Origin of the sequence: Streptomyces axinellae (genome assembly GCF_039532135.1) — a bacterium.
Classification (GTDB): Bacteria; Actinomycetota; Actinomycetes; order Streptomycetales; family Streptomycetaceae; genus Streptomyces; species Streptomyces axinellae.
This window is the reverse complement of sequence record NZ_BAAARJ010000006.1, coordinates 316,109-340,206: the sequence shown is the minus strand read 5'-3', so window position 1 is coordinate 340,206 and position 24,098 is coordinate 316,109. Positions and strand designations below refer to the sequence as shown.

Here is a 24,098-nt window from a genome sequence, read left to right as displayed (position 1 = left end):
GAGGCGGGTCCGGCGGGCGGTCATTCGGTGCGCTGGGGGCGCGGCGGGAGCTGGAGTTCGGGTCCGGCGTCGGCGAAGAACGGCGGTGCCACGGTGCTGAGTCCGCCATCGACGATCAACGTCTGGCCGGTGATGTACTCCGACTCGGGGGCGAGCAGGAACGCGAGCACCTCGGCCACCTCCCGTACCGTGCCGGGCCGGCCCTTGGGGATACGGTCGAGCACCGTCCGCATGTCCGGCATGCCTTGGACGTTGTAGAAGAACTCCAGTGAGTCGGAGTCGATCAGGCCGCCGTTGACCGCGTTGACGTTGACGCCGTAGGGCGCGAACTCCAGTGCCATGGAGCGTACCCACGCCTCGATGGCCGCCTTCATGGCGCCGAGCGTGGCGTAGGTGGGGTAGGCGCGGAGGGAGCCGTAGGAGGAGAGGGTGACGATCCTGCCGCCCTGGTCCATGAGCTTGAGCGCCTCTTGCGCGCCGAGCACGAAGGGGCGCAGGTTCATGGCGTAGGAGCGGTCGAGGTGGTGAGGTTTGAGATCGACGATGTTCTTGAAGGCGCTGGCGGCGGCGTTGGAGACGAACCAGTCCAGGCGTCCGCAGCGCCGGGCGACCTCGTCGAAGAGCGCGGTGATGCCCTCGGGCGTCTCGACGTCCGCCTGGACGGCGAAGCCGCTGCCGCCCAGCGCCTGGATGTCGGCGACGGTCTTCTCGGCGAGGTCGGCGTTCTTCTTGTAGTTGACGGCGACCGTGGCGCGGTGGCGGCGGGCCAGGGTCAGTGCCAGCTCCCTGCCGATGCCGCGCGAGGCGCCGGTGATCAGTGCGATCTGTCCGGTCCTGGTCTCCCCGGCCGGCTCGCTGGTCCGGTCGCTCATCGGGTTCCCTCCTGGGCGTACGCGCGCAGCAGTTCGCGGAAGACGACGGTCTTCTGGATCTCGTTGGTGCCCTCTTCGAAGCGCTGGGCGCGGGCGTCGCGGTAGACGCGTTCGATGGGGCTGGTCTTCCAGTAGCCGAGTCCGCCGTGCACCTGGAGCGCGTTGTCGGTGACGCGGGTGAGCATGGAGACGGCCGTCATCTTGGCCATGGACGACAGCATGGAGGCGTCCTCGCCGCCCTCCTCGAAGGTGCGCGCCGCGTGCAGCACCAGCTGCTTGGCGGCCTCGATGTCGGCGGCGTTCTCCGCGAGCATGAACTGGACGGCCTGCCGCCTGCTGAGCTGCTTGCCGAAGGTGACGCGGCGCTGCGCGTAGTCGAGCGCGAGTTCCTGGGCGCGCTCGGCCAGCCCGACGCAGCTCATGCCCACGGAGATACGGGAGGGCGTGAGGAAGCCGCCGAGCGCCACCTCCAGGCCCTGGCCCTCCTTGCCGAGTCTGTTGGCGACGGGTACGGGGGTGCGCTCGAAGTGCAGGGAGGCGTGGTCGGTGCCGGTGACCCCCATGGTCCGGGAGGTGTCCTCGACCTCCAGGCCCTCCGCTTGCCTGGGCACGAGCAGCGAGACGGTGCCCTCGTGGCCCGTCGTACCCTCGACGCGGGCGGCCAGCAGGTAGTAGTCGCAGCGCACGCCGAAGGTGATCAGGTGCTTGTCGCCGGTGAGGTAGTAGGTGTCGCCCTCGCGGACGACCGAGGCGCTGATGTCGGCGCCGGTGCCGTTGCCCGGTTCGGTCAGGGTGAAGGCGATCTTGATGTCGCCCTCGATGGCGGGCAGCACGAACTTCTTGCGCTGTTCCTCGGTGGCGAAGGGGTCCATGGCGCGCCAGATGCCGTTGACGACGTGCACGACCATCCGGATGGAGCCGTGCGAGCGGGAGAAGATCTCCATCAGGCCCATCCACTGGGTGAACGACAGTCCGTGGCCCCCGTACGCGCGAGGGGCCGCCATCCGCAGGAAGCCCCGCTCGCGCAGTTCGGCCCACAGCTGTTCGGGCACCTGCCCGGTGGCCTCGATCCGTTCGGCCCACTCCTCACCGGGCCCGGCGACCCATGCGAGAACCTGCTCCCGCAGCCGCCTGTACTGTGCCGGGCCGACGCCCTGCTCTTCGCTCACTTGGTGTTCTCCCTCCCGGCGCCGGCCATCGGCGCCCGGTTCGTCTCCTGGCGCTGCGGGCGCAGGCCGCGTGCCTTCTCCCGCAGCAGGAACTTCTGGATCTTGCCGACCTCGTTGCGGGGCAGGGCGCCCGCGAGGATCTCCAGGCGCTCGGGCCAGTACTGCTTGGCCACCTGGTGGGAGTCGAGGTACTTCTGCATCTCCTCGAACTCCAGCCCCACCCCGTCCTCTTCGAGAACGACGAAGGCGCAGGCCCGTTCCCCCAGCCGTTCATCCGGCATGGCGACGACGGCCACGTCGCCGACCGCCGGATGGTCGTGCAGAAGCTGTTCGACCTCGGCGACGGGGATCTTCTCGCCGCCTCTGTTGATGACGTCCTTGACCCGCCCGGTGATGCGCAGGAAACCGGCGGTATCGAGGGTCGCCAGGTCTCCGGTGCGGTACCAGCCGTCGGCGGTGAAGGCTTCGGCGGTCAAGTCGGGCCGCTCCAGGTAACCGTCGAAGACCGTGGGGGTGAGGATCTCGTAGTGGCCCTCGGTCCCGGGCGGCAGTTCGGTGCCCTGCCCATCGGTGACGCGGAGCTTCACCCCGTGCAGTGCCCGCCCGTCGGTGCCCCAGCGCTGGGCCGGCTCGTCGCCGGGTGCGGCGAGGGCCGCCAGGCAGGTCTCGGTGGAGCCGAAGGCGCCCAGCACGGTGGTGCCCAGCACCCGGCCGGCGCGTTCGGCCAGCCCGCGCGGCACGGTGGCCCCGGTGGCCACGAAGATGCGCAGGTCCTGGGGTGCCCGCTCGCCGCCCTCGACGGCGCGTACGAGGTCCATCAGGAAGGGTGTGGCGGCCTGGACGAAGGTCGCGCGGTGTGCGCGCAGCGACGCCAGTGCCAAGCTCGCGTCCCACTCGGCCTGCACGATCTGCGGCACGCCGAGAACGAGCGCGAGCCACATGCCGTAGAGGAAGCCGGTCTGGTGGGCGAGCGGCGAGGGGATCCAGATGGTGTCGGCCCGGGTGAGTCCGAGGTGGCGGATCTCCATGGCCACGGCGCGGGTGAGCGCTTCGGAACGCTGGAGGACGCCCTTGGGCTCGCCGGTGGTGCCGGAGGTGAACAGGAGCTGGGTGAGGTCCTGGGGGCCAGGGACGCGGGAGGCGAGCGCCGACTCGTCCAGGGGCGTGGTGGCGAGAGCCGACTCCCAGTCGTGCCACTGCACGCGAGGGACGGCCCCGGCGGTGGCGGGCCGCTGTGCTGTGACGGGCAGTTGGGCGGGGCCGCGCTCCTTGGGCAGGACGACGACGTGTTCGAGCCGGCCGAGGCCGCTGCCCGCACTGCCTGTGCTGTCCGCACTGCCTGTGCTGTCTGTGCTGTCTGTGCTGTCTGTGCTGTCTGCGAAATCCGCGTTGTCCACGGCGCCCTCGGCCAGCAGCCCGGCGATCTCGGCGGCGTGCCGCCTGCCGCGGAACTCCTCGGGCAGCAGCAGTACTCGCGCGCCGGAACGGCGCAGCACGAACGCCGTCTCCCGCTCACGGAAGATCGGCATGATGGGGCAGCACAGGGCACGCACCCGCACGCAGGCCAGGGCGATCGCGGTGAACTCCGCGCGGTTGGGCAGCTGGAAGGCGACGGCCTCGCCGGGCTGGACGCCGAGCCGCAGCAGCAGCGCGGCGATGTGCTCGCTGCGCTCCTGGAGCGCGGACCAGGTGACGGTGTCGCTGCCGTCGGCCCGCACGTCCACCAGGGCGGTGCCGTCGGGGTCGGACTCGGCGCGGAGTGCGAGGAGTTCGGACAGAGTGTGGACCGCGGCCTCGTCGGGGCGGGAAACATCGGGGGCCCGCCGGGCGCGCGCTCCGCTCCGCCCACCGCCCGGACCGGCCGGGTGCGCGCGGGATTCGGTGGCCGCGGGTGCGCTCCTTCCGGCAGCTGCCCGCGCGCCTCCGTCGCCGGTCCCCGTGTGCCTGCCGCCCCCGGCCGCCGCACGCCTGCCGCTTTGGCGGGCCGCGAGTCTGCCGCCTTCGGCCGACATGGGAATTCCGAGGGTGTTCATGGACTCCAGGAAGGCCGGATAGGAGATCCGGTACGCGTGGGGGTAGGTGAGCGTGCTGGGGCCGGAGGCGCGGGAGGCGGCGACGGCCAGGGACATCAGCACCCGGTGGTCGTTGAAGGAGGACAGCCGGGCTCCGACCAGTCGTCCCGCCCCGCCCGCGACCCGCAACGTCTCGCCCGTCAGCTCCAGTTCGCCGCCCATCGCGTTGAGCTGGAGCATGGCGGCGGCGCGGTCGGACTCCTTGAGCCGGGTGTGCGCGACGTGCCGGAAGACGGTCTCGCCCCGCGCGAAGGTGCCGAGGGTGGCCAGCACGGGCAGCATGTCGGGCACCTCCCGGCAGTCCACCTCGACGCCCTTGAGGTCGATCCCGTCGTGCTGGATGCGGACGCCGTGCCCGGCCGGGTCCAGCTCCAAGGGAACGTTCATGGCCTGGACGAGGTCGAGGAAGTGCGCCTCGGGGTGGTCGGCGGGGCTGCCGTGCAGCTTGTTCATGCCGCGTAGCAGCACATCGCAGGGGTGGAGCGCGGCGGCGGCGATTCCGAAGGCGGCCGAACCGATGTCCGGCGGCATGGTCAGCTCGGCCGGGGTGGCCCGCTGGCCGCCTTCGATCTCGAAGCGCCGCCAGTCCTCGGAGACACTCACGGTCAGCCCGAACTGCCGCATCATGGCGACGGTCAGCTCCAGGTAGGGCTGTTCGTTCAGTTCGCCCTCGACCTCGATGACGGTGGGCCCGGTCGCGAAGGGTGCGAGCAGGATCAGGCCGGAGATCCACTGGGAGAGGGTCCCGGCGATCCGGACGTGTCCGCCGGTGGGCCGCTTGGCGCCGACGTGGACGGGGGGACAGCCGTCCGCCGACTCCAGTGCCACGCCCATACCGCGCAGTGCGTCCAGCAGGGGGCCGATGGGGCGGCGTTTGAAGTACTTCTGCCCTGTGACGGTCACTGGCCGTTCGGCGAGCGAGGCCAGCCCGATCATGAAGTACAAGGTGGTGCCCGAGCTGCCCGCGGAGACGGTGGAGCGGCGGGGCCGGTAGGGGCCGCCGTGTACGACGAAGGAGTCGCCGTCCACCTCGACACGTGTGCCGAGCCCGCGCAGGAGCTGCGCCGTGTACTGCACATGACGGGCGTCGGACAGGCCGCGTACGACGCTGGTGCCCTCGGCGAGGGAGGCGAGGATCAGGGCGCGGTGCGCGTGGTACTTGGAGTTGGGGACACGGACCTCACCGGTCAGCGGCTGGCGGGTCCCTTTGACAAGAAGGTGCATATGTGGCGCTTCCCATACCCGGGTTACGGCACGGCGGGGCGTGCCATGGGCGGATGAAGGACGAGGGGTTTCGCGGCGCGGTGAGCGAATCGCTTTGGCGGATATATGCGGATCTGTGCCGTGCCGATCCTTACGACCGCCCCAGCGGTACGCGCGGAGCCGTGCCGTCCGACCCCCGGACCGCAACCTCTCGGAGTAACGCCCGGAGCAGCGCGCACCGGACCGGGCCCTTACGAGCCGCTGAGCCGCATCGCGCACTGGACGGCGCGGCCTGCGGGAGGCCGGGCAGCAGCCGGAGGCCGGTGGCGGGAGCCACGGGCCCGGCGCGGGAGCCACGCGGCAGGCGGGTGCGGCAAAGGCGGCAACGCCGGGGCGGAGGCCATGCGGGCAGCACGCGGTGACCCGCCGCCCGTCCCGTACCCGCGCCGGACGCGGGGCGGCCGGAGGCAGCGGGGGGCGGGGCGAGCGCGTAGCGAACTGGACCGGATGGTGGGGCCGGAAGCGGGCGGCGCGGCCCGTCGGGCCTATGGACTGCCGGCGAAGGCAGGAGAGAGAGGCGGAAGGAGAGCCCTCATCCGAGGGGACCCGCTGTGGCTGCTGTCGCGGCGCGAGGTCGTGGCAGGAGCCCCATGACGGGCATCCCGGATGACGAGCCCGATGCGGGCGGACGGACGTCCGCACTCCGTTCGGTCATGCTCAGTCATGACCACAGGTATATCAGGTGTATGTGCCATCTAAATAAGCACCCCCGCCGCCGCGACCTGACGACTGCTCAGGCCACATGGGCGCAGCAAGGGCCGGCGGGAGGCGCGGGCACCGGTCCCCGGGTCAGCTCCCGTCGAGGTAGACCCAGTCGCCCTCATGGCGCGTGAACCGGCTGTGCTCGCTCTGCGTACCGGACTCCCCGTCAGCCGTGGCGTAGTGGGCCCGGAAGGTGACCGTGCCCTCGATGTGGAACGGGCTGCCGCCGGACGTGGCCAGGACCTCCAGCCCTCTCCAGCGCCGGCCGCCGGGCAAGTCCAGGCGCGCGGGGCGGGTCTCCGGATGCCAGGTGCGCAGCAGATAGGCCGGGTCGCCCAGGGCGAAGGCGGCATAGCGCGAGCGCATCAGCTCCTCCGCGGTGCCCGCCACCGCGCCTCCGCCGTGGAACCGACCGCAGCACTCCCCGTAGGCGGCGCCTGCGCGACCGCACGGGCAGGGAGCGCCTGGCTCCGGGGCTCCGGCCACCGGGCCGCCCTGCCGTGGTGTGCGGCCTGGCGTGCCACGGGGGCGGGTGGCGCGGTTCGCGCGCTCTGCGCGGGAGGGCTTGCGTCGGGACATCCCCCCATGGTGCCGGACGGGCTTGGAGGGGTGCGGCCGGGCTCGGAGAGGCCCCCTCTTCCTTGTTGCCCTGGCGGTTCCGGTCGCCCCGGCGGTCCCCCGGCCGGTCCCCGCCCTCCCGGCCAGACCTGCTGTCGTGACTACCGGCCTCGCTGCTCCGGCGGCACGGTCAGGTCCGGCTCCTGGCCGTACAGGGGCCCCAGTCCTCTGCCGTGCCAGGGCCCGAGCACGGTGTCCGCGCGCTGCTCCACCGCCGAACGCAAGGGTGAGGGCGGCGCGTTGCAGAGCAGACACACCGCGCTCATCAAGGTGACAACAGCCACAAGAGGGACCCATGCCAGGAGTAATCTCCCAGTGCCGAGCGCCGACGGAACAGCTTGTTCCGCGTGCTCGTCGTGCGCGTCAGCGCTGGTCGTTCGCCACATGGCCCGAATACTGGGCGACGCACCGGCCGCGCACACCACCCGCACCGCAAGATCACTCGTTGCGGCGAATCCCCCGCGGCCGGCGCATGGGCGACCGGCCGCGGGGCCAGTCAGGCGGGGACGGCGGAGGCGGGCAGGCCAGGAAGCCGGTGCCCCGCACCCATGACAGGCATGGCGAGGGCACTGCCCCCGCGTCCCACGCGAGACGACGCATGACGAGGGGATACGACGCATGCGGCCACAGCTGCGGGATCACGTGCTGTTCACGGAGCGGCCGGACGGTACCCATGTGCAGGGCCCGCACGGCGGCATGCTTCTCAGGGGCCCCGGACTGCATCCATGGCTGTCCCGTCTCGCGCCCTTCCTCACGGGGGAGCACACCCTCGCCGAGTTGGTCGCAGAGCTGCCGCCAGGCCGCCGTGGCATGGTCGAGCGGCTGGTCGAGAAGCTGGCCCGGGGCGGATACGTACGCGACCACACCCCCGCGCCGCCGCCGTCCGGCCCCGCCCCCGCGACGCGCGAGCCGCACAGCGGCATCCCGCCCCGCGACAACACTCGCGACAACACTCGCGACGGAACGCACGCCGAGCAGCTCGCGTTCCTCGGCTACGCCGCCGACCGGCCCGAACTCCGCCTCCAGCGCCTGCGCGAGGCCCGCGTCACGGTCTCCGGGAGCGCCGGAACCCTGCCTGTCCTGTCGGAAGTGGCCCGGCTGGGCCCGCACTCGGGATGGCGTGCGGTACGGGTCGAGGTGCGGGAGCGCGGGGGAAGGGCATCCGGCGCGCGGACTCCCCCTCCGTACAGCGATCTGCTGATCTGGGTGACCGACCGGGGCGAGCCCCCTCCCGATCCCGGCCCGGGAGCGTGGTGCTCGGTCCGGCTCATGGCGGGGGCCGCATGGGTGGGGCCGGTACTCGGAGCGAACGAGCACGAGCCCCGCGGGGCCCGCCGCAAGGCCGGTGACATCGGCGAGGGCGGCGACGCCTCCGGTGACACGGAGACGGAGACGGATACGGATACGGATACGGACGGCAGTGGCGGGGTCGGCAGCGGGGGCGCGGCCGGCGTGGTGGCCGCCCAGGTGGTGCTCGTGTGCACCAGGTACCTGGCGGGCCTGGAGGCCGGTACCGGCGGCGAGGGTCCCGGCGTGGCGCACGGGGCATCCGGTACGGGCCCGCCGACGGCCCCAGCCGTGCGGGTGGACCTGATCGAGCTGACGACATCGGAGCATCCGGTCCCGCGGGAGGCAACAACCCGGCATCCGGCCACGCACGGGCGAATGACCCGGCATCCGGTCACGCGTGAAGCGACGGCAGGTCACCCGGCGGCGCACGGCGCGCCGGGCAGGCATCCGGACACACGCGGCGCGACGGCCCGGCATCCGGCAGTCCCCCACCGCACAGCGGAGGCCGTCAGCGCGTGGTGGGCCTCGGCCGCGCTCCCCGAGCACGAACTGTGGGGCCGTGTCGCCCCGTTGGTGGACCCGTACACCGGCGTACTGCGCGAGGTCACCGCCGGCCCCTGGCTCCAGCACCCGTGGTGGACCTGCGGCGCGGTGCTCGCGGACGGCACGCGCGTCGGCGCCCATGGGGCCACCCGCGAGTCGGCGCGCGCGCTGGCGGTACTGCGGGCCCTCGCCATGACCGGCTCTCCCAGTGGCCCGGCCTGGGGCTGGGACCTCGTCGCCCAGGCCCCCCGCCTGCTGACGGGACCGGTGGAGGCGGAGAGCTGTCCGGCGGCGGGGCTCAGCCCGGCAGAGGCGGCACTGGACGGTGTACGGGCATGGGCCGAACGCGAGGTCGCCCGGCGGCTCGTCCTGCGGCTCGACAAAGACGGAGGCGGGAGCGAGCGGTACAGCGAACGGCACGGTAAGCGGAACAGCGAGCGGAAGGGGAAGCGGGACGGCAGGCCACGCGGCGTCCGGCTGACCACAGGCGAGGTCACCGCCCGCCTGGCGGGATGTCAGGGGGCGCTGCCGGTCGGTCTTCCCGGCGGCGGGGCACGGGAACTGTTGTGGGCCGCGGGGTGCGAGGTACGGGTCTTCGACCTGTCCGCCGTGCTGTGCGGGGTGCCCGCCTACGCCGTGACGCTCGACGGCGAGCCCGTCGTCCTGCGATGCGGGGAGCAACCAGGCGCGGCGCTCGCCGAGGCGCTCGGGCTGGCCCTGCTGTCCTGGCAGGCGGCGCATGACGAGGACGCCGCCTACGCGCCCCGCCTGCCGCATCCCCTGCCCCGGCTCGCCGACACCTTGCCGGCCTGCGGAGGCGAAGCCGCCACCCGTCCTGTCGGCCTGCTCGACGGGCTGGCCGCCGCGGGGCTCCACCCGGTGGCCGTGCCCCTGCGCGGCGGCGGCCCCTACGTGGCGAAGGTGGTCCTCCTCGGCCCCGAACGCGTGCCTTCTCCTGCCGACGCCGTGCGGAGGACGGACGTGTGAGCGAGGGCGGGGCACCGGTCCAGGAGGACGGGGCCGAGCAGCCGCTCGGAGGCACGAGCATCGGGGGCAGGAGCGAGGAGGGCCGGGTCGAGTACGGGCACGGGGGCGACGGCGAGGGTGATCTCCCCGCGGGGCGCGGGGACTTCGCGGCGGCGTCCAGCCTTCGCGTCGGCTCCGAAGTCGTACGGCTGTGCGGCGATGTGCGGCTCGGCAACTGGGCTTTGAGAGGGGCCGGGGAGGCGTCCGCCCCCGGTGCGCGCGCTCGTCGTTGGCTGGCGTGTGTGCGCGAGGACCTGTCGCAGCCGGGCGATGTGCCCGGCGCCTTCGCGGAGGCCGAGGCGGGGGCCGCCGCCTCGGACGGGGTATGGCTCTCCCTCGTGTGGGAGCCGGGGGCGCTGCTGGTGGGGCCGCTCGGGCGGCCGGGCCGTCCCGGCTGCCCGCGCTGCGCGCGACTGCGGCGACTCCGCAACCTCCCCCGCCTCACGGGTCCCGGCGCGGGCCCCGGCCCCTATCCCCTCGCGCCGCCGGCCCCCGCCGTGGCGGCGCTGGCCGGTGTCCTCCTCGCCGGAGAACTGACAGCGCGGCTGGGACCGGCAGTACAACCGGAACCGACAGCGCAATCGGAACCGACGACACGACTCGAACCGGAACCGGCGGCCCCTTCGCAACCCACAACACGGGAAGAGCGGCACGAACAGAGGGGCCGACAAGAGCAGAAGGACCGGCGAAAGCAGACGGAACGACACGAGCGGCAGGGCCGGACGGCTTCGGCCGTCCCGCACCGGCCACCCCGCACGCGGGACGCCGTGCTGCGGATCGGCACCGAGCGGGGCGGGATCACCCGGCATCCGGTGCTGCCCGACCCCGAGTGCCCCCGCTGCGGGCCGCTGCTGGCCGCGGCGGAGAGGAGTCCGGTACTGGTGCCGGTGCCGGTGGGCGTTCCGGGGCGCTTGCGGGCGTTGTCGGGCGAGGCGGCGGCGCGGGTGGCGGCCGAGTATGTGGATCCGTGCGTCGGTGTGGTGCACGAGGTGGTGGAACGCTCCGACGGGGGGCGGCCGGTGGCGGTGGCGGTACGTGATCCGGCGCGGGCCGCGGCCGTCGCGTACCACGGGTACGGTCACGGCGGGGACTTCCGTTCGGCCACCTCGGCCGCGGTGCTGGAGGCCCTGGAACGGCTCGGCGGCATCTCGGCTCCCCGCGCCGGGGGTCGCGGAGGGCCGGTCGCCGCCTACCGGGAGGTGGCGGGCAGCGCGGTGTATCCGCCGTCGCTCGGGCTGCATCCGGGCGCGTCCTACGACCGGCCGGACTTCCCGTATGTGCGCTGGTCGGCCTCGCTGCGCACCGACTGGATGTGGGGCCGTTCGCTCACCCTGGACCGTCCGGTGCTGGTGCCCGCCGCGCTGGTCCACTACGCCGACCCGTCGCCGCCGGGGCCGCGCTTCGTGCAGGAGGTCTCCAACGGGTGTGCGCTGGGGGCGAGTACGACCGAAGCGGTGTTGCACGCGCTGCTGGAGGTGGCGGAGCGGGACGCCTTCTTGGCCACGTGGTATGCGCGCCTGCCGCTGACCCGGATCGACCTCGGCTCGGCGGCCGACGGGCGGATCCCCCTGCTGGCCGCCTGGGCGCACGAGCGGGCCGGGTGCGAACTGATGGCGTTCGACGCGACATTGGAGCAGGGGATCCCGGCCGTGTGGGCGATGGCGGCGGCGGGCCCCGGGGCCGTGGGGCAGCCCGCCGTGGTGTGCGGGGCCGCGGCACGGCCGAGTCTGGAGGAGGCGCTGGTGGCCGCCTTCGAAGAGCTGACGTGCACGCTGCTGGCGCCGCCGCGCTACGACACGGACCGGGCCGCCGCGATGCTGGCGGACCCCTACGCGGTGCGCACGATGGGCGACCACGAACTGCTGTACTCCCACCCGGCCGCCCGGGAGCGGCTGTCGTTCCTGCGGGTGGACGGGGAGCGTGCGCCGCTGCCCGCGCTGGCGGCGGCGCATCCGTGGCCGCCGCACTCCGATCTGGCGGCGCAGGTGGGCGAGTTGGTACGCAGGTATGAGGCGGATGGTATGGAGGTGATCGTGGTGGACCAGACCCGCCCCGAGCACCGGGCCGGAGGGCTGCGCTGTGTGAAGGTGCTGGTGCCGGGGACGCTGCCGATGACGTTCGGGCACGCGGCGCGGCGTATCGAAGGGCTCTCACGGGTCCGGACCCTGCCCCGCGCACTCGGCCTGCGCGCGGACGCGCTGGCGGAGGGCGAGATCAATCCCCATCCGCACCCCTTCCCCTGAAGAACCCCCACCCCCACACCACCTGAAGGGTTGTCGGCTGCCCTCCTCGACGGGGGTGTGGCTCCGGGGGTGGCCAGGGGCTCCGGGAGCACGGCAGGGCTCCGGGACGGCAGGCGTCCCGGAGCCCTGGTTCTGTGGGCGGGGCGCCGGTCAGACGTCCGTCTCCGCCGCGTAGCAGCCGCAGCGGGGGACGGCCTCACCCTCGCCGCCTTCGCTCCCGGCCTCGGTATGGGTGTCGAGATCGGCCAGTGCGGCGGCGAGTTGTGTGGAAGCACTCATGACGGGTCCCTTCGGGCGGACGTATGGGGACGGCACCGGTTCGCTTCCGGTACCGCTCCATGGCTTGCCGGACCGGCACCCATCAAATCGTGAAATAACGCGGCACCACCTCTACGGGTGAACGCGCCCCGTCAAACCACCAGTTGGGACGTCACCAGGTAGCAGGCGCCGTCGCTCGTCACACTCCGCACCTCCCACCCGGTGCCTGCCACCAGCCCGGTGAACTCCTCGGCCGAGCAGTACAGGTAGTCGAACCACGGTGTCGCCAGCTCCCGGTAGCGGCTCCTGACGCGCAAGGTCCCCGGCAGCCGGCCGCGCGCCCGGTTGCGCTCCAGCCGTGGCCCGTGGAAAGCCGGGAACGCCCGGTAGGGGTCCAGTCCCTCGTACAGCAGCACGGCTTCCGGCGCCGCGACCTGTGCGAGGTTGCGCAGGGCCTCGGGTGCCAGCGCGGCGTTGCCGAGGGCGCCCTGCCCTTCACCGGCCAGCACCACCGTGTCGAACGGCCCGATGCCGGCCGGCAGTTCGAAGAGGCTGCCCAGATGCGCGTCCACGCCCCGCTCCCGGGCGAGCCGAACGGCGCCGGGCGAGAACTCGACTCCCGTCACAGTGGTGACGGCCTCCTGGGCGGCCAGCCAGAGCGCCCTGCTGCCCGCCCGGCAGGCGGCGTCCAGTACCCGGCCCGTGGCCCGCGCGCACACTTCCCGTTCCAGTTCGGGCACTTCGGCCGGGTCGGGGAAGTAGAAGGCGGCCACATCCCCGACGTGTACGTCGCCGTCCTCGACCTCCAGAACCTCGAAGGTGCGGCCGGGCGCCGCGGCGGTACGCCAGCAGTCGGTCACCGCCCGGCCGAAGGCGTCGCCGGCCGCGGGACGACCCGCGTCGTCGTCCTCGCCCGCCGCCGGCAGCAGCCAGTCGTACGCGGAGGGTGCGCCGAAGGCTGTCACGGGCGGCATCCTTCGTGCCGGGGTCCGGTCTCCGCGCCGGTCTCCCGCACGGGCCCCGGGGGGCCCGGCGGCAGCTGGGGCCCGGCCGGTGACGGGAGTCCGGGCAGCAGCCCGGAGGGTGCGGGGAAGGGGACGCGGAAGAGCCCGTGCGGGTCGTAGTGCTCCCGTACGGCCGCCAGGCGCGGGTAGTTGGCGCCGAAGTAGGTGCGCCGCCAGTCCATACGGTCGGCTTCGGCGTAGTTCTGGTAGGCGTATCCGGAGGCCCACGGGGCGACGAGGGTGTGCAGCCTGTCGAGCGCGGCGGTGGCCGCGCGCCGGTTGGACCGGCCCCGGCCGGGCCTGAACTGCGAGAGCATGCCGAACAGATGACTCCGGTGCACCATGGCGGTGGCGTGCTCGGGGACGCGGTTGTAGGCGCCGCCCAGCGCCTCGAAGTCGCAGTTGCGGCTCTCCCCCGGGTGCAGGTCTCGCTCCAGTGCGGCGATCAGCTCGCGTGCGGTGCTGCCGGGCAGGGTGCGTGCGAAGAAGTCGTGGCGGCGCAGGAGCAGCGGCAGTCTGCCCCGGGGCGAGCCGCCCCAGAAGCGCAGCGAGGCGCGGTGCCCGTGGCTGGCGGTCGTATAGGTGTCGGGGCCGCGTCCGACGGCGGCGACGAGCGCGGACAGCTGGCGCTCCAGGTCGCTGCCCTCCCCCAGCCAGGAGCCGCCGACGGCCGCGGGCGGAAGGCCGTCCCACACCTCGCCCGCGGTGATCCCGGCCATGCTGGAGAGCCGGTCGGGTGCCCCGGGCGCCCACTCCTGCCAGGCGGTGAGCACTCTGGCGCGGTACTCGGCGGGCCAGCCGAGCAGGAAGTCGGTGACGGGCTCCTCGGCGCGCGTGCGGAAGCTGAGCGAGGCGACCACGCCGGGGAAGAGCGGGCCGCCGCCGCGCAGCGCCCAGAACAGGCCGGGGTGGTGTTCGGCGTCGCAGTGGACGGTATGTCCGTCGGCGAGGACGACGCGGGCCGAGGTGAGGCTGTCGAGGGCGAAGCCGTGGCGGCGTCCGGTGGTGCCCATGCCGCCGCCGAGGGTGAGCCCGGTGACGCCCACGGTGGGGCACAGCCCGGTGGGCACGACTTGGCGGGCGGCGTCGAGCGCCTCGGCGAACGCTCCGGTGCGCACTCCGGCGCCGCAGTGCACGCGCGCCCCGGGGAGGTCCACCTCGATGTCGTCCAGGGGGGAGACATCGAGGACCAGGCCCGGGCCCGTGGAGAAGCCGGCGAAGGAGTGGCCGCCCGCGCGGGTGTGGACGGCGACGCCGTACCTGCGGGCGAAGCGGAGGGCCTCCCCGATGTCGTGCTCGGTGGCGCACCGCAGCACCGCTGTGGGGCGTACCGCGTCGTGACGGACGTCGGCCGTGCGGCGCGCGGCGCCGTATCCGGTCTCCTCCGGGAGGAGCAACTCCCCTGCCAGGTCGTGCCGCAGGGCCGCCCACGAGGCGGCCGACGGCACCGTTGACAACGTTCCGTATCCATTCACCTACTCAAAGTATCCACTCTCCTGCGAGTCAACCCCTCCGGGGCTAAGGTCGCTCAGCATGAGAACAATGCGACATAACGGCATTGAACCGGCGCAGCTCGTACGCCAACTGTCCCTTCCCGCCTGCGAGGTCGTACTCCCTTCCGACGCCCCCGCGCTCGCGGCGCAGGTCTCCTACGAGCCGCTGTGGCCCCGATTCCTGTTCGCCGCGCCCAGCATGCGGCTCCACCGGCCGCTCGGCACCCTGTGGCCCTACGCCCAACTCCTGCTCGCCGGGCCGGAGTCCGGGCGACTGCTCGGCTGGCTCGATACGGCGCCGGTCTTCACCCGCGACGGCACGGCCCGGCCACCGGACGGCGGACGGGGGCCGGCCGGAAATGGGCCCGGAAAAGGGCGGGGACTGCCGGGCGGTTGGGACGATCTGATGCGGCGTGCCGTCGAGGGACTGCGGGCCGGCCACCGGCCCGACGCCCTGGCCATGATGTCGCTGAGCCTGCTGCCCGAAGCACGCGGCACCGGCCTGGGCGCCGCCGCCATCGCGCTCGCACGCGCACTCGCCGCCCGGCTGGAACTGCGGGCCGTCCTCGCCCCGGTGCGGCCCACGCTCAAGGCGGCCTGCCCGCACACGCCGATGGGCGAGTACGTGCGCCGGGTTCGTCCCGACGGGCTGCCGGCCGACCCCTGGCTGCGCACTCACGTGCGGGCCGGAGGCCGGATCGCGGGCATCGCGGCGGCCTCGACGGTGATGGAGGCCCCGCTGGAGGACTGGGCCACGTGGGGCGCCGCACTCCCCCCGGAGGGTGACGCGACGATCGCGGGCGGGCTCGCCCCGCTGGAACTGCTGCCCGACGGCAGATCGGCCCGCTACACCGAGCCCAACGTATGGGTGATCCACTCCCCGGAGCGCCCTGGGGACTCCGGGAGTCCCGAGCGCGCCGAACACACCCGGCAGGCCCGGCACCCAGAGCCCCCAGAGCACCCAGAGCGCTCCGGGGGCCTCACCGCACGCCCTCGAAACCTGGACCCAGCGTGAGCGTGACCTCAGCTCCGGCGGCGCCGGAACCGCCACCCCCGCCCGAGTCGCCGCCTGTGTCGCCGCCGTCCCTCTCCGCCTTCGGCGCGATGCCATCGCGCAGATGTGCGGCCACTATTCCCGCCTGGGTGCGCCGGCCGGGAGCGTAGGTGACGGAGGTCTTGGACGCGGAGTGTGCCGCGTTGCCGACCGTGGCGCGGATACCGAGTGCGCGCAGCCCCTCGGCGGCCTCGGCCGCCGCGCCGGGCTCCGAGGTCCCGTTGAGGACGCGGACGCGCACCTGGGCGGCGTGGACGGGGTGGGCCGAGGCCGACTTGAGAGCCTTGGCGGTGACTTCGCGGTCCTCGGCCAGCTTCTTGAAGAGCGTGGCGGCCTGCGGCTGCTGCCAGACGAGGTTGGCCTTGTCGGTGGGGATGTCGGCCTCGCGGGGGTAGTTGGGGACGGTCAGGAAGTGCAGCCGGTTCTCGGGGATCTTCTGCACGCTGGAGGCGAGGCGGTAGAGCGGGGTGATCCCGGCGAGGTCCTTGTCCGTGGTGAGGGACTTGGTGGCCGAGTCGAGGAAGCCGTAGAGGTCCTTGGGACTGGTGAGCTTCGAGCGGGCCTTGTCGGACAGCGCGCGCATGAACTCCTGCTGCCTGCCGATGCGTCCGGTGTCCGTGCCGTCGCCGATGCCGTAGCGGGCGCGGACGTAGCCGAGCGCCTCCTCGTTCCGGATGGTCTGGCAGCCCGCCGCCAGATCCAGGTGTGCCTTCTTGTCGTGGATGGCCTCCTCGGGGCAGACCTCTATGCCGCCGAGGGCGTTGACCATTCCCTTGAAGCCCTGGAAGTCGAGGGACATGAAGTGATCGACGCGCAGCCCCGTGTTGTGCTCGACGGTCTTGATGGTGCAGGCCGCCGCGCCCTCGACCTCGCCCTTGAGGCCGCCTATCGCGAACGATTCGTTGATCTTGAAGGAGTGCGGCTTCGAGCGGGTGCCGTCGCCCCGGTCGCAGGAGGGGATGGGCACATAGGAGTCACGCGGGAGGGACAGGACGCCGGCCCACTTCCGGTCCGCCGACAGATGCACCAGCATCAGCGTGTCGGACTGCATGGTCTCCAGCCCCTTGCCGTACTCGGAGTTGGCGCCGGCGCGGGAGTCCGAGCCGACCACCAGGATGTTCTTGGAACCGGGGCTGAGGTTGTCGGGTCGGTCACCGCCGAGGCGGTCGCCGATGTCGGCGGAGTGGATGTTGCCGTCGAGGCTGAGATAGGCGAACAGTGCGGCTCCGCCGCCGAGCAGCAGCAGACCGGCCAGCACCGCTCCGCTCCAGAGCGCTATCTTGCCCCGCCGGGTGAAACGGCTTGTGCGCGCCCGCCGGGCGCGCCTGTGCCCGGCACGGCGCCGGGATGTCTTCTGCACCACCAGCCGAATACTACAGACGTGTAGAAGTTAGCGGCAATGCTCGCTTACCCAGGGCTTATACGGGCGATCAGGATTCATGGCGCGGACGCGCCCAGGCCCCGGGGCGCCGAAGCCCCGCCACCGAGCGCCGACCGGCAGGCGGACTCAGAGCGGAGTGGCCGCCTTCAGGACGAGGAAGAGCCCCAGGGCGGCGTTGAGAGAGGAGGCCGCCGAGACCGTGGTACCCGCCGCCGCCAGGTACGCGGCGAGCCCGGCTCTGCTGGCGGCCGGCGGCCAGATCCGGGCCGGCGGCACCGGCTCCAGCAGCGCGGCGACCCTGCGCGGCACCGGACCGGCGGCGAACGCGGCGACGCCCGGCAGCGGCGGCCCCTGGGGGGTGAGCAGCGCGGCTCTGGCCACCGCGCGGGCCGTCACCCTGCGGTCACCGACCACCCGCGCCGCCTCCTCATCCGCCCACCGCTCGGCGTTGTAGGCCACGGCCTCGCGCAGCGGGAGCAGCAGCGGATTGGCGCAGCCCGCGAGCCGGGTGGCCAGCAGGTAGCGGTGGTGGCGGCCACTGAGGTGTGCGCGCTCGTGCGCCAGCAGGGCCGCGCACTCCTCCTCCGCGAGCGCGCCCAGCATGCCCGTCGAGGCGACCACGCGGCCGGGCGAGCGCGGGGTGCCGGGCAGCGCGTAGGCGTAGGGCGCGGCGTCCGGCAGCACCGTCAGGTCCTCCCCGGGACCGGCGGGGAGCCCGGCGAGCGCCTCGTGCGCGCGGACCCGTACCCGCCGGTGGCGGTGGACGGTCAGCGCGCAGGCGGCCACGACCGCCGCCAGGGCCACGATGGCGGTGGTGCCCGTGATGTCCGCGTACGGCACCACGGCGCGCACTTCCGGGTCGGCCCAGCCGTCGGGCAGCGGGTTGCCCGGCAGTTGGGCCGTGCCGACGACCATCAGCAGCACCAGGCACAGCGTGCTGCACAGCGCCAGCACACAACCCAGCGCGGTCAGCAGCCGGGTGGCGCTGCGGGGGTGGAGGTGCTGCGCGGCCACGCGCACGATCGGCAGCGCGGACAGCGGCAGGATGAGCGGCAGGAAGACGAAGACCCCCATCACTCAGCCCTCCAGGCCCTCCGGCCGCACCGGCCCCTCCTCGGCGGCTCTCAGCAACTCCCGCATCAGCTGCTCGTCCTCGGGGCCGAGGGAGGAGACGAAGCTGGCCAGCACCGCGTCCCTGTCCGTCTCGCTGTCCAGGACCCGTCTCATGCGCAGCGCGGCCAGCCCGGCTTCGTCGGCGACCGGGCTCCAGACGTAACTGCGGCCCTCGCGGGTGCGGGTGACGGCCTGCTTGACGTGCAGTCTGGTCAAGATCGTGACGACCGTGGTGTAGGCCAGATCGCCGCCGAGCCGCTGCTGGACCCAGGTGGCCGTCACCGGGCCGGATGCCGTGCCCAGCACGGAGAGCACCTGGGCCTCCAGCTGGCCCTGCCCGCGCCGGCGACCGCCCGCTCTGCGCCCGTGGTCCTCGGCTCCGCTGCCCGCCACGGCCCTCACCTCCCTCTCCTTCACGCTCACGCCTCTTCTTCACGTGCACGCCGCCTCGATCCTACTCACCGCCACCGACACAGCCGCACGCGAAAGTGGGGCGTGCACACCCCTGGACAGGAGGCCGCGCCCCCACAACCCTTGCGGAACGATCAGTTCGAGCTTTCGGTGTACGCGTCAGAGCGAGGGTGAGCAATGTTCCGACCCGACCTGTCCCCCGTGGCCGACAGCCTCGCGCTGTCCTCGCTCGTGGGAGCGCTGCCGCTGCTGACGCTCTTCGTCCTGCTGGGCGGCCTGCGGCTCACGGCGCACTGGGCGGGCCTGGCCGCGCTGGGCGTCTCCCTCGTGGTGGCGGTGACGGCGTACGGGATGCCGGTGGATCTGGCCCTGCTGGCGGGCACCGAAGGGGCGGCCTTCGGGCTCTTCCCGATCATGTGGATCGTGCTGGCGGCACTGTGGGTCCACCAACTCACCGTGGTCAGCGGCAGGTTCGAGGATCTGCGCCGCTCCTTCAACGTGGTCAGCGACGATCCGCGGGTGCAGGCGCTCATCATCGCCTTCTGCTTCGGCGCGCTGCTGGAGGCGCTGGCCGGGTTCGGCGCCCCGGTCGCGATCACGGGTGTGATGCTGATGGCGCTCGGCTTCTCGCCGGTACGCGCCGCTGTGACGGTGCTGGTCGCGAACACCGCGCCGGTGGCCTTCGGCGCCATCGCGACCCCGATCATCACCGCCGGCAGCCTCACGAAGATCGACTACGCGGACATCGGCGCCTACGTCGGCAGGCAGACCCCGTTGCTCGCGCTGTTCGTCCCACTGCTGCTGGTCGCGCTGGTGGACGGGGTGCGCGGGATACGGCAGACGTGGCCGGCCGCGCTGGTGTGCGGGGCCGTGTTCGCGCTGGCCCAGTTCGTGAGCGCCACCTGGATCTCCGTCGAACTGACCGACATCATCGCCTCGCTGGCGGCGCTGGTGGCCGTGGTCGCCTTCTTGCGGGTGTGGCAGCCGGCCGGCGGCGCGCGGGTGCGCGAGGACCTGCGGCAGGCGGCACGGCGGGAGCGGCAGGAGGCAGGTGAGGAGGCGGCCGGTGGTCCTGCGGCGGGGACGCGGGCCGAGGCGGCGGACGGCACCGAGGGTGCTGGAGGTGCCGGGGAGACGGAAGGCACCAAGGGGGCCCACGCGGGGATCGCGGGCTCCCGGGTGCTGATGGCCTTCGTGCCGTATCTGATCGTGATCGCGGTCTTCGCCGTGGCCAAACTCTGGGACCCGGCCAAGGAGTTCCTGGCCGCCAGTGACATCGAGGTGAGCTGGCCGGGGCTGGACGGGAAGGTGCTCACGGCCGCCGGAGAGCGGTCCGGCACCACCGTCTACGTCTTCCCGTGGCTCTCCTCGCCCGGCTCGCTGCTGCTGCTCTGCGGACTGCTGGTGGCCGTCCTTCACCGGGTGCGCGTACTGGATGCCGTACGGGAGTTCGGCCGGACGGTGGCCACGCTGCGCTGGGCGCTGCTGACGGTGGGTTCGGTGCTCGCGCTGGCGTACGTCATGAACCTGTCCGGCCAGACGATCACCATCGGCACGTGGATCGCGGGCGCCGGCGCCGCCTTCGCCTTCTTCTCCCCGCTCCTCGGCTGGCTCGGCACCGCCGTCACCGGCTCGGACACCTCGGCCAACGCCCTGTTCGCCACGCTCCAGCAGACGGCGGCCGGCAAGGCCGGGCTGGACCCGACACTGCTGGTCGCCGCGAACACCTCCGGCGGCGTGGTGGGCAAGATGATCAGCCCGCAGAACCTCACCATCGCCGCCACGGCCGTCGGACTGCCCGGCAAGGAAGCGGTGCTCTTCCGCCGCGCGATCGCCTGGAGCCTGCTGCTCCTGCTGGTCATGTGCGTGCTGGTGTTCCTCCAGTCGCACATCCTGGCGTGGATGCTGCCCTGATGCCTGTCCGGCGGATCTTCCTGTCGCCCTCTTTCCTGATGCCGAGCAGGAGTTGCCTCTGTCCGCGCTGAGCAGAGTGCGGGCGCGGGTACGGGTGCGCCGACCGCGCCGTTCCCCGCGCCCCTTCGGGGCGCTCCGGTGCCGGGCCACACACGTGATCCGCCGGACCGGGCGGGAATGGCCGGACAGCCCCTGGCCAGGAGGCCGGGACTAGGCGGCGTTCCTGCGCGACTGCGGCTGGGGCCTCCGCGAACGGCGGCTGCGTCCCGCACCGGCGTTCTTCTCGCCGGTACCGCTGCCACCACCGGCACCACCGGCACCACCGGCACCGCTGCCCCCGCGAGTGCCGTTACCGGCACCGCCGCGGCCACCAGTACCGCCGCGACCGCCGGCGCCGTTCGCACTGGACCTGCCCTTGCCAGTACCGGCGCCCGTGCCGCCGCCGCTGCCCTTCCCGGCCCTGCGTCCGCGCCCCGGGCGGGCTGCGGAGGCCGGCTTCTGCGCGGTGGCCGGCCCGGCGGTCGGCAGGGTGACCGGTATCCCGGAGGGCGTGCGTGCGCCGGTGAGGTGCGTCAGCTCCTCGTCGCCGGGGTGGGCCCGCAGGGCCGTCGCATCGACCCTGGCCTGCGTCAGCAGACGGTCCATGTCGCGCCGCTGCTCGGGCAGGACGAGCGTGACGACGCTGCCCGAGGCCCCGGCACGCGCGGTGCGCCCGCCCCTGTGCACGTAGTCCTTGGGGTCGGTCGGCGGATCGACGTTCACGACCAGGTCGAGGTCGTCGATGTGGATGCCGCGCGCCGCGATGTTGGTGGCGACCAGGACGGTGGCCTCGCCGGAGCGGAAGTGGTCCAGCGCGCGGTTGCGCTGGGGCTGGCTCCTGCCGCCGTGCAGGGCGACCGCGCGGACCCCGTGGTTCAGCAGCGACTTGGTGAGCCGGTCCACGGAGCGCTTGGTGTCGCGGAACATCAGGACGCGCCCCTCCCGGGCGCCGATGTGCGCGGCGACCGCGAGCTTGTCGTCGGCGGCGATGTGCAGGATGTGATGGTGCATATCGGTCACGACCCCGGCCGAGGGGTCCACGGAGTGCACCACGGGGTCGGTCAGGAAGCGCCGCACCAGGCGATCGACCTCGGCGTCCAGCGTCGCGGAGAACAGCATGCGCTGCCCGTCCGGGTCCACCTGCTTCAACAGCGCGGTGACCTGGGGCAGGAAGCCCATGTCGGCCATCTGGTCGGCCTCGTCGAGCACGGAGACGCGCACGTCCTCCAGGCCGCAGTCCCCCCGCTCGATCAGATCCTTGAGCCGCCCCGGGGTGGCCACCAGGATCTCGGCACCCGCCCGGAGCGCGTGGCTCTGCCGGGTGAGCGAGACGCCGCCGACGACGGTGGTGGTACGCAGCCGCAGCGCCCTGGCGTGCGGGGTGAGCGCGTCCGTGACCTGCTGCGCCAGCTCTCTCGTGGGTACGAGCACCAGCGCGAGCGGCCGGCGGGGCTCGGCCACCTGTCCCGCCGTCCTGGCCAGCAGCGCCAGGCCGAAGGCGAGGGTCTTGCCGGATCCGGTGCGTCCGCGTCCGAGCACATCGCGTCCGGCCAGCGCGTTGGGCAAGGTGGCGGCCTGGATGGGGAAGGGGACGGTGACGCCCTGCCGGGTCAGCGTGTCCAGCAGCGGTGCGGGCAGGCCCATGTCGGCGAAGGCGTGGACGGCCGGCAGCGCGGGGGTCTTGCTGACGGGCACCGCGAAGTCACCCGCCGTGCGGGGCTGCGGGGCCGCCTTCTGGCCACCGGAGCGGGCGGAGCGCTGGGGGCGCCCGGAACGGTCGCGCTGGGGGCGCGGGGAGCGGCGGGTGCTCGACGAGCGTGGGGTCATGTGACTGCCTTCCTCGGTGCGGCGCGTCGGGGCCGTCGCGAGGGCCCACGCTGCCCGTACGGGGGGAGCGGGTGGGTGAACAGAGGTGGACAGGGACGAACGGGGGTGCTGCGGGCCCACGATAGGCAACGTGGGCCCGCAGCACGGCGCTGGGGCCCGCACCTGGTCGGTGCGGGCCCCAGCGTTACGACACGATCAGGCGGGGGTGATGTTCTCCGCCTGCGGGCCCTTCTGGCCCTGCGTGACATCGAAGTTGACCTTCTGGCCCTCGTGCAGCTCACGGAAGCCCTGAGCCGCGATGTTCGAGTAGTGGGCGAAGACGTCAGCGCCGCCACCGTCCTGCTCGATGAAGCCGAAGCCCTTTTCCGAGTTGAACCACTTCACGGTGCCAGTTGCCATGCTTTTCTCCTTCAGGGTGGCTGGGAGCCGCGCACTTCGCGGGCCCCACGTCGCCGCGTTGACCCCATCCAGAAAGAACTCCGGAAAACAAAAGCGCCCGAGCTACGAAGCTCGGGCGCACATAAGTCATGGGTACCAAAACTGCAACTCGTCAAAGGTACCACGCCTGCGCCGGGAACGAAACCGGCGCTGATCACGCAGCTGACCGGCGACGGAACCCCGGACAGGCGCGGGAGGGGCGCCGGTCCTCACCACTTGGGCCGGCGCCGGTCACCCTCAGTGGTGGTCGCCGTGGCCGGGGACGGTGCCGTCCGGTTTGGCGATCAGCAGCAGCCCCGCCATCCCCATGTCCGAGTGGCTCTGGACATGGCAGTGGTACATCCACGCGCCCGCGCCCACGCCTTCCCCTGCGATCAGTTGGAACCCGAACGAGTCGGCCGGGCCGGTGATCTTGGTGTCGATCACGGCGCTGTGGTCGTCGGGGCCCTGGAGGAGCCCGGTCCGGTTGTCGGCCCAGCGGTGACCGTGCACATGGAACGTGTGGTAATACTCACCGTGCGTGATCATGATGATCTCGACGCGGTCGCCGACCGTGGCCTTGAAGTCGGGACCCTTCTTCAGGTTGTTGGTGGTCATGTCGTTGAAGACGATGGTGAACTGCCGGTCGGGGTCGGGCAGGATGTCGCCCTCGCGGCGCACGATCAGGGGCCCGTACAGCCCGTTGCGGATGCCTCCGGTGCCGTGTTCGGTGCCGACGACGTGGTCGTGGTAGTGCCAGTATCCGGCGCTGCCGGGGCGCCAGCTGCCGTCCTTGCGCCGACCCGGGGCGTGGGTGCGCCAGGTGTAGGTGCGGGTCTCACCGGGTTCGACGTGGCTGTTGTTCATCTTGGTGCCGTCGTTGGCGATGTCGTAATCCACGCCGTGCGGGTGCAGGCTGACGGCGACATCCATGGTGTTCTCGAACTCGATGTGCAGGGTGTCGCCCTCGACGATCTCGATCAGGGGGCCGGGGATGCTCGCCTTGCCCTTCTCCAGGCCGTATCCCATCTGCCCGTCGGCGAGCTTCTCCGCGTACAGCTTGATGCGCCGCGTGGCGCCGCCCTTGCCCGCGCGCCGCGGCTCGGCCGCGGCGGAGGGGGCCGCCTGCGAGGACGGGGTGGCGGCGCTCAGCGCGCCGGTACCGACGGCGGCGACGGCCCCCGAGGCGAGGAGGCGTCTGTGGAAGGCGCGTCGGGTGTGGTTGCTGGCGGTTCCGGTCATCGTTCTCCCCCGGGCGAGGCCAATGGTGCGCAGCGTGAGGCGAGTTGAGCGGATCACCTGGGACCGTAGCGTCCGCTCGTCTGTTTATCCACACTCAGGACAAAGTTTGTCGTGTTGCGGTCATAGCTCTTGGCGCGGCGCCGAAAG

The 24,098-nt window shown here is 72.8% G+C and carries 18 protein-coding genes; 4 read left to right on the top strand and 14 right to left on the bottom strand.

Translation table 11 applies throughout. The features are described from left to right. Positions 1–20: 20 nt before the first annotated feature. From chcA to ABD339_RS11605, 5 genes are all read right to left on the bottom strand, one after another. Complete coding sequence (gene chcA / locus ABD339_RS11625) at positions 21–872, bottom strand: 1-cyclohexenylcarbonyl-CoA reductase (RefSeq protein ID WP_344564948.1); 852 nt, start codon at positions 870–872, stop codon at positions 21–23. Then, positions 869–2,041, bottom strand: coding sequence for an acyl-CoA dehydrogenase family protein (locus tag ABD339_RS11620; protein ID WP_344564946.1), 1,173 nt, complete (start codon positions 2,039–2,041; stop codon positions 869–871). Before ABD339_RS11620 ends, chcA begins: the two co-directional genes overlap by 4 nt. Continuing rightward, positions 2,038–5,337, bottom strand: a complete 3,300-nt coding sequence (gene aroA / locus ABD339_RS11615) for a 3-phosphoshikimate 1-carboxyvinyltransferase (protein WP_344564944.1) — start codon at positions 5,335–5,337, stop codon at positions 2,038–2,040. The genes ABD339_RS11620 and aroA overlap by 4 nt, the downstream gene beginning before the upstream one ends. Before the next feature lie 828 nt (positions 5,338–6,165). Next, positions 6,166–6,657 carry a YchJ family protein gene (locus ABD339_RS11610; protein ID WP_344564942.1) on the bottom strand — a complete coding sequence of 164 codons (492 nt, stop codon included), beginning with the start codon at positions 6,655–6,657 and terminating at the stop codon, positions 6,166–6,168. Positions 6,658–6,797: 140 nt separating this feature from the next. Continuing rightward, entirely contained in the window at positions 6,798–6,962 is a 165-nt protein-coding gene (locus ABD339_RS11605) for a hypothetical protein (protein ID WP_344564941.1), read from the bottom strand. 352 nt (positions 6,963–7,314) lie between these two features. Here ABD339_RS11605 and ABD339_RS11600 point away from each other — a divergent pair, with 352 nt between their 5' ends. Together ABD339_RS11600 and ABD339_RS11595 are read left to right on the top strand one after the other, a co-directional pair. After that, the gene (locus tag ABD339_RS11600; RefSeq protein ID WP_344564940.1) at positions 7,315–9,516 is read left to right on the top strand and encodes a hypothetical protein; all 2,202 of its coding nucleotides are present in this window, start codon (positions 7,315–7,317) and stop codon (positions 9,514–9,516) included. Further along, the gene (locus ABD339_RS11595; protein WP_344564938.1) at positions 9,513–11,798 is read left to right on the top strand and encodes a TOMM precursor leader peptide-binding protein; all 2,286 of its coding nucleotides are present in this window, start codon (positions 9,513–9,515) and stop codon (positions 11,796–11,798) included. Before ABD339_RS11600 ends, ABD339_RS11595 begins: the two co-directional genes overlap by 4 nt. Before the next feature lie 150 nt (positions 11,799–11,948). Here ABD339_RS11595 and ABD339_RS11590 read toward each other — a convergent pair whose 3' ends face one another. The 3 genes from ABD339_RS11590 to ABD339_RS11580 form a co-directional block, all read right to left on the bottom strand. Beyond that, on the bottom strand, positions 11,949–12,077 hold the full coding sequence (locus ABD339_RS11590) for a hypothetical protein (protein ID WP_344564936.1): 129 nt from the start codon (positions 12,075–12,077) through the stop codon (positions 11,949–11,951). A 131-nt stretch (positions 12,078–12,208) separates the two neighbouring features. Further along, complete coding sequence (locus ABD339_RS11585) at positions 12,209–13,021, bottom strand: class I SAM-dependent methyltransferase (RefSeq protein ID WP_344564934.1); 813 nt, start codon at positions 13,019–13,021, stop codon at positions 12,209–12,211. Further along, entirely contained in the window at positions 13,018–14,535 is a 1,518-nt protein-coding gene (locus ABD339_RS11580; protein ID WP_344564932.1) for an FAD-binding oxidoreductase, read from the bottom strand. The genes ABD339_RS11585 and ABD339_RS11580 overlap by 4 nt, the downstream gene beginning before the upstream one ends. Before the next feature lie 67 nt (positions 14,536–14,602). Here ABD339_RS11580 and ABD339_RS11575 point away from each other — a divergent pair, with 67 nt between their 5' ends. Further along, positions 14,603–15,568, top strand: coding sequence for a hypothetical protein (locus tag ABD339_RS11575; protein ID WP_344564930.1), 966 nt, complete (start codon positions 14,603–14,605; stop codon positions 15,566–15,568). Here ABD339_RS11575 and ABD339_RS11570 read toward each other — a convergent pair. From ABD339_RS11570 to ABD339_RS11560, 3 genes are all read right to left on the bottom strand, one after another. Further along, on the bottom strand, positions 15,534–16,970 hold the full coding sequence (locus ABD339_RS11570) for an LCP family protein (RefSeq protein ID WP_425575960.1): 1,437 nt from the start codon (positions 16,968–16,970) through the stop codon (positions 15,534–15,536). The genes ABD339_RS11575 and ABD339_RS11570 overlap by 35 nt on opposite strands. A gap of 144 nt (positions 16,971–17,114) precedes the next feature. Further along, positions 17,115–18,062 (bottom strand): M56 family metallopeptidase, encoded by a 948-nt coding sequence (locus tag ABD339_RS11565; RefSeq protein ID WP_344564928.1) that lies wholly within the window; start codon positions 18,060–18,062, stop codon positions 17,115–17,117. A gap of 3 nt (positions 18,063–18,065) precedes the next feature. Further along, positions 18,066–18,524 (bottom strand): BlaI/MecI/CopY family transcriptional regulator, encoded by a 459-nt coding sequence (locus tag ABD339_RS11560; protein ID WP_425575959.1) that lies wholly within the window; start codon positions 18,522–18,524, stop codon positions 18,066–18,068. Between the two features lie 165 nt (positions 18,525–18,689). Between ABD339_RS11560 and ABD339_RS11555 the strand changes: the two genes are divergently transcribed. Further along, positions 18,690–20,426, top strand: coding sequence for an L-lactate permease (locus tag ABD339_RS11555; protein WP_344564926.1), 1,737 nt, complete (start codon positions 18,690–18,692; stop codon positions 20,424–20,426). A 210-nt stretch (positions 20,427–20,636) separates the two neighbouring features. Here the strand turns inward: ABD339_RS11555 and ABD339_RS11550 are convergent, their stop codons facing one another. From ABD339_RS11550 to ABD339_RS11540, 3 genes are all read right to left on the bottom strand, one after another. Continuing rightward, a complete protein-coding gene (locus tag ABD339_RS11550) occupies positions 20,637–22,292 on the bottom strand; it encodes a DEAD/DEAH box helicase (protein WP_344564924.1) in 1,656 nt (551 codons plus the stop codon). Between the two features lie 195 nt (positions 22,293–22,487). Next, positions 22,488–22,691: a cold-shock protein gene (locus ABD339_RS11545; protein ID WP_028436804.1), complete on the bottom strand. Its 204-nt coding sequence runs from the start codon at positions 22,689–22,691 to the stop codon at positions 22,488–22,490. Positions 22,692–22,967: 276 nt separating this feature from the next. After that, the gene (locus tag ABD339_RS11540; RefSeq protein WP_344564922.1) at positions 22,968–23,951 is read right to left on the bottom strand and encodes a multicopper oxidase domain-containing protein; all 984 of its coding nucleotides are present in this window, start codon (positions 23,949–23,951) and stop codon (positions 22,968–22,970) included. Positions 23,952–24,098: the final 147 nt, after the last annotated feature.

Coding starts and splice junctions, on each gene's coding strand:
- chcA (WP_344564948.1), bottom strand. CDS start 872: ATGAGCGACCGGACCAGCGAGCCGGCCGGGGAGACCAGGACCGGACAG.
- aroA (WP_344564944.1), bottom strand. CDS start 5,337: ATGCACCTTCTTGTCAAAGGGACCCGCCAGCCGCTGACCGGTGAGGTC.
- ABD339_RS11610 (WP_344564942.1), bottom strand. CDS start 6,657: ATGTCCCGACGCAAGCCCTCCCGCGCAGAGCGCGCGAACCGCGCCACC.
- ABD339_RS11605 (WP_344564941.1), bottom strand. CDS start 6,962: ATGAGCGCGGTGTGTCTGCTCTGCAACGCGCCGCCCTCACCCTTGCGT.
- ABD339_RS11600 (WP_344564940.1), top strand. CDS start 7,315: ATGCGGCCACAGCTGCGGGATCACGTGCTGTTCACGGAGCGGCCGGAC.
- ABD339_RS11590 (WP_344564936.1), bottom strand. CDS start 12,077: ATGAGTGCTTCCACACAACTCGCCGCCGCACTGGCCGATCTCGACACC.
- ABD339_RS11575 (WP_344564930.1), top strand. CDS start 14,603: ATGCGACATAACGGCATTGAACCGGCGCAGCTCGTACGCCAACTGTCC.
- ABD339_RS11565 (WP_344564928.1), bottom strand. CDS start 18,062: ATGGGGGTCTTCGTCTTCCTGCCGCTCATCCTGCCGCTGTCCGCGCTG.
- ABD339_RS11555 (WP_344564926.1), top strand. CDS start 18,690: ATGTTCCGACCCGACCTGTCCCCCGTGGCCGACAGCCTCGCGCTGTCC.
- ABD339_RS11550 (WP_344564924.1), bottom strand. CDS start 22,292: ATGACCCCACGCTCGTCGAGCACCCGCCGCTCCCCGCGCCCCCAGCGC.
- ABD339_RS11545 (WP_028436804.1), bottom strand. CDS start 22,691: ATGGCAACTGGCACCGTGAAGTGGTTCAACTCGGAAAAGGGCTTCGGC.
- ABD339_RS11540 (WP_344564922.1), bottom strand. CDS start 23,951: ATGACCGGAACCGCCAGCAACCACACCCGACGCGCCTTCCACAGACGC.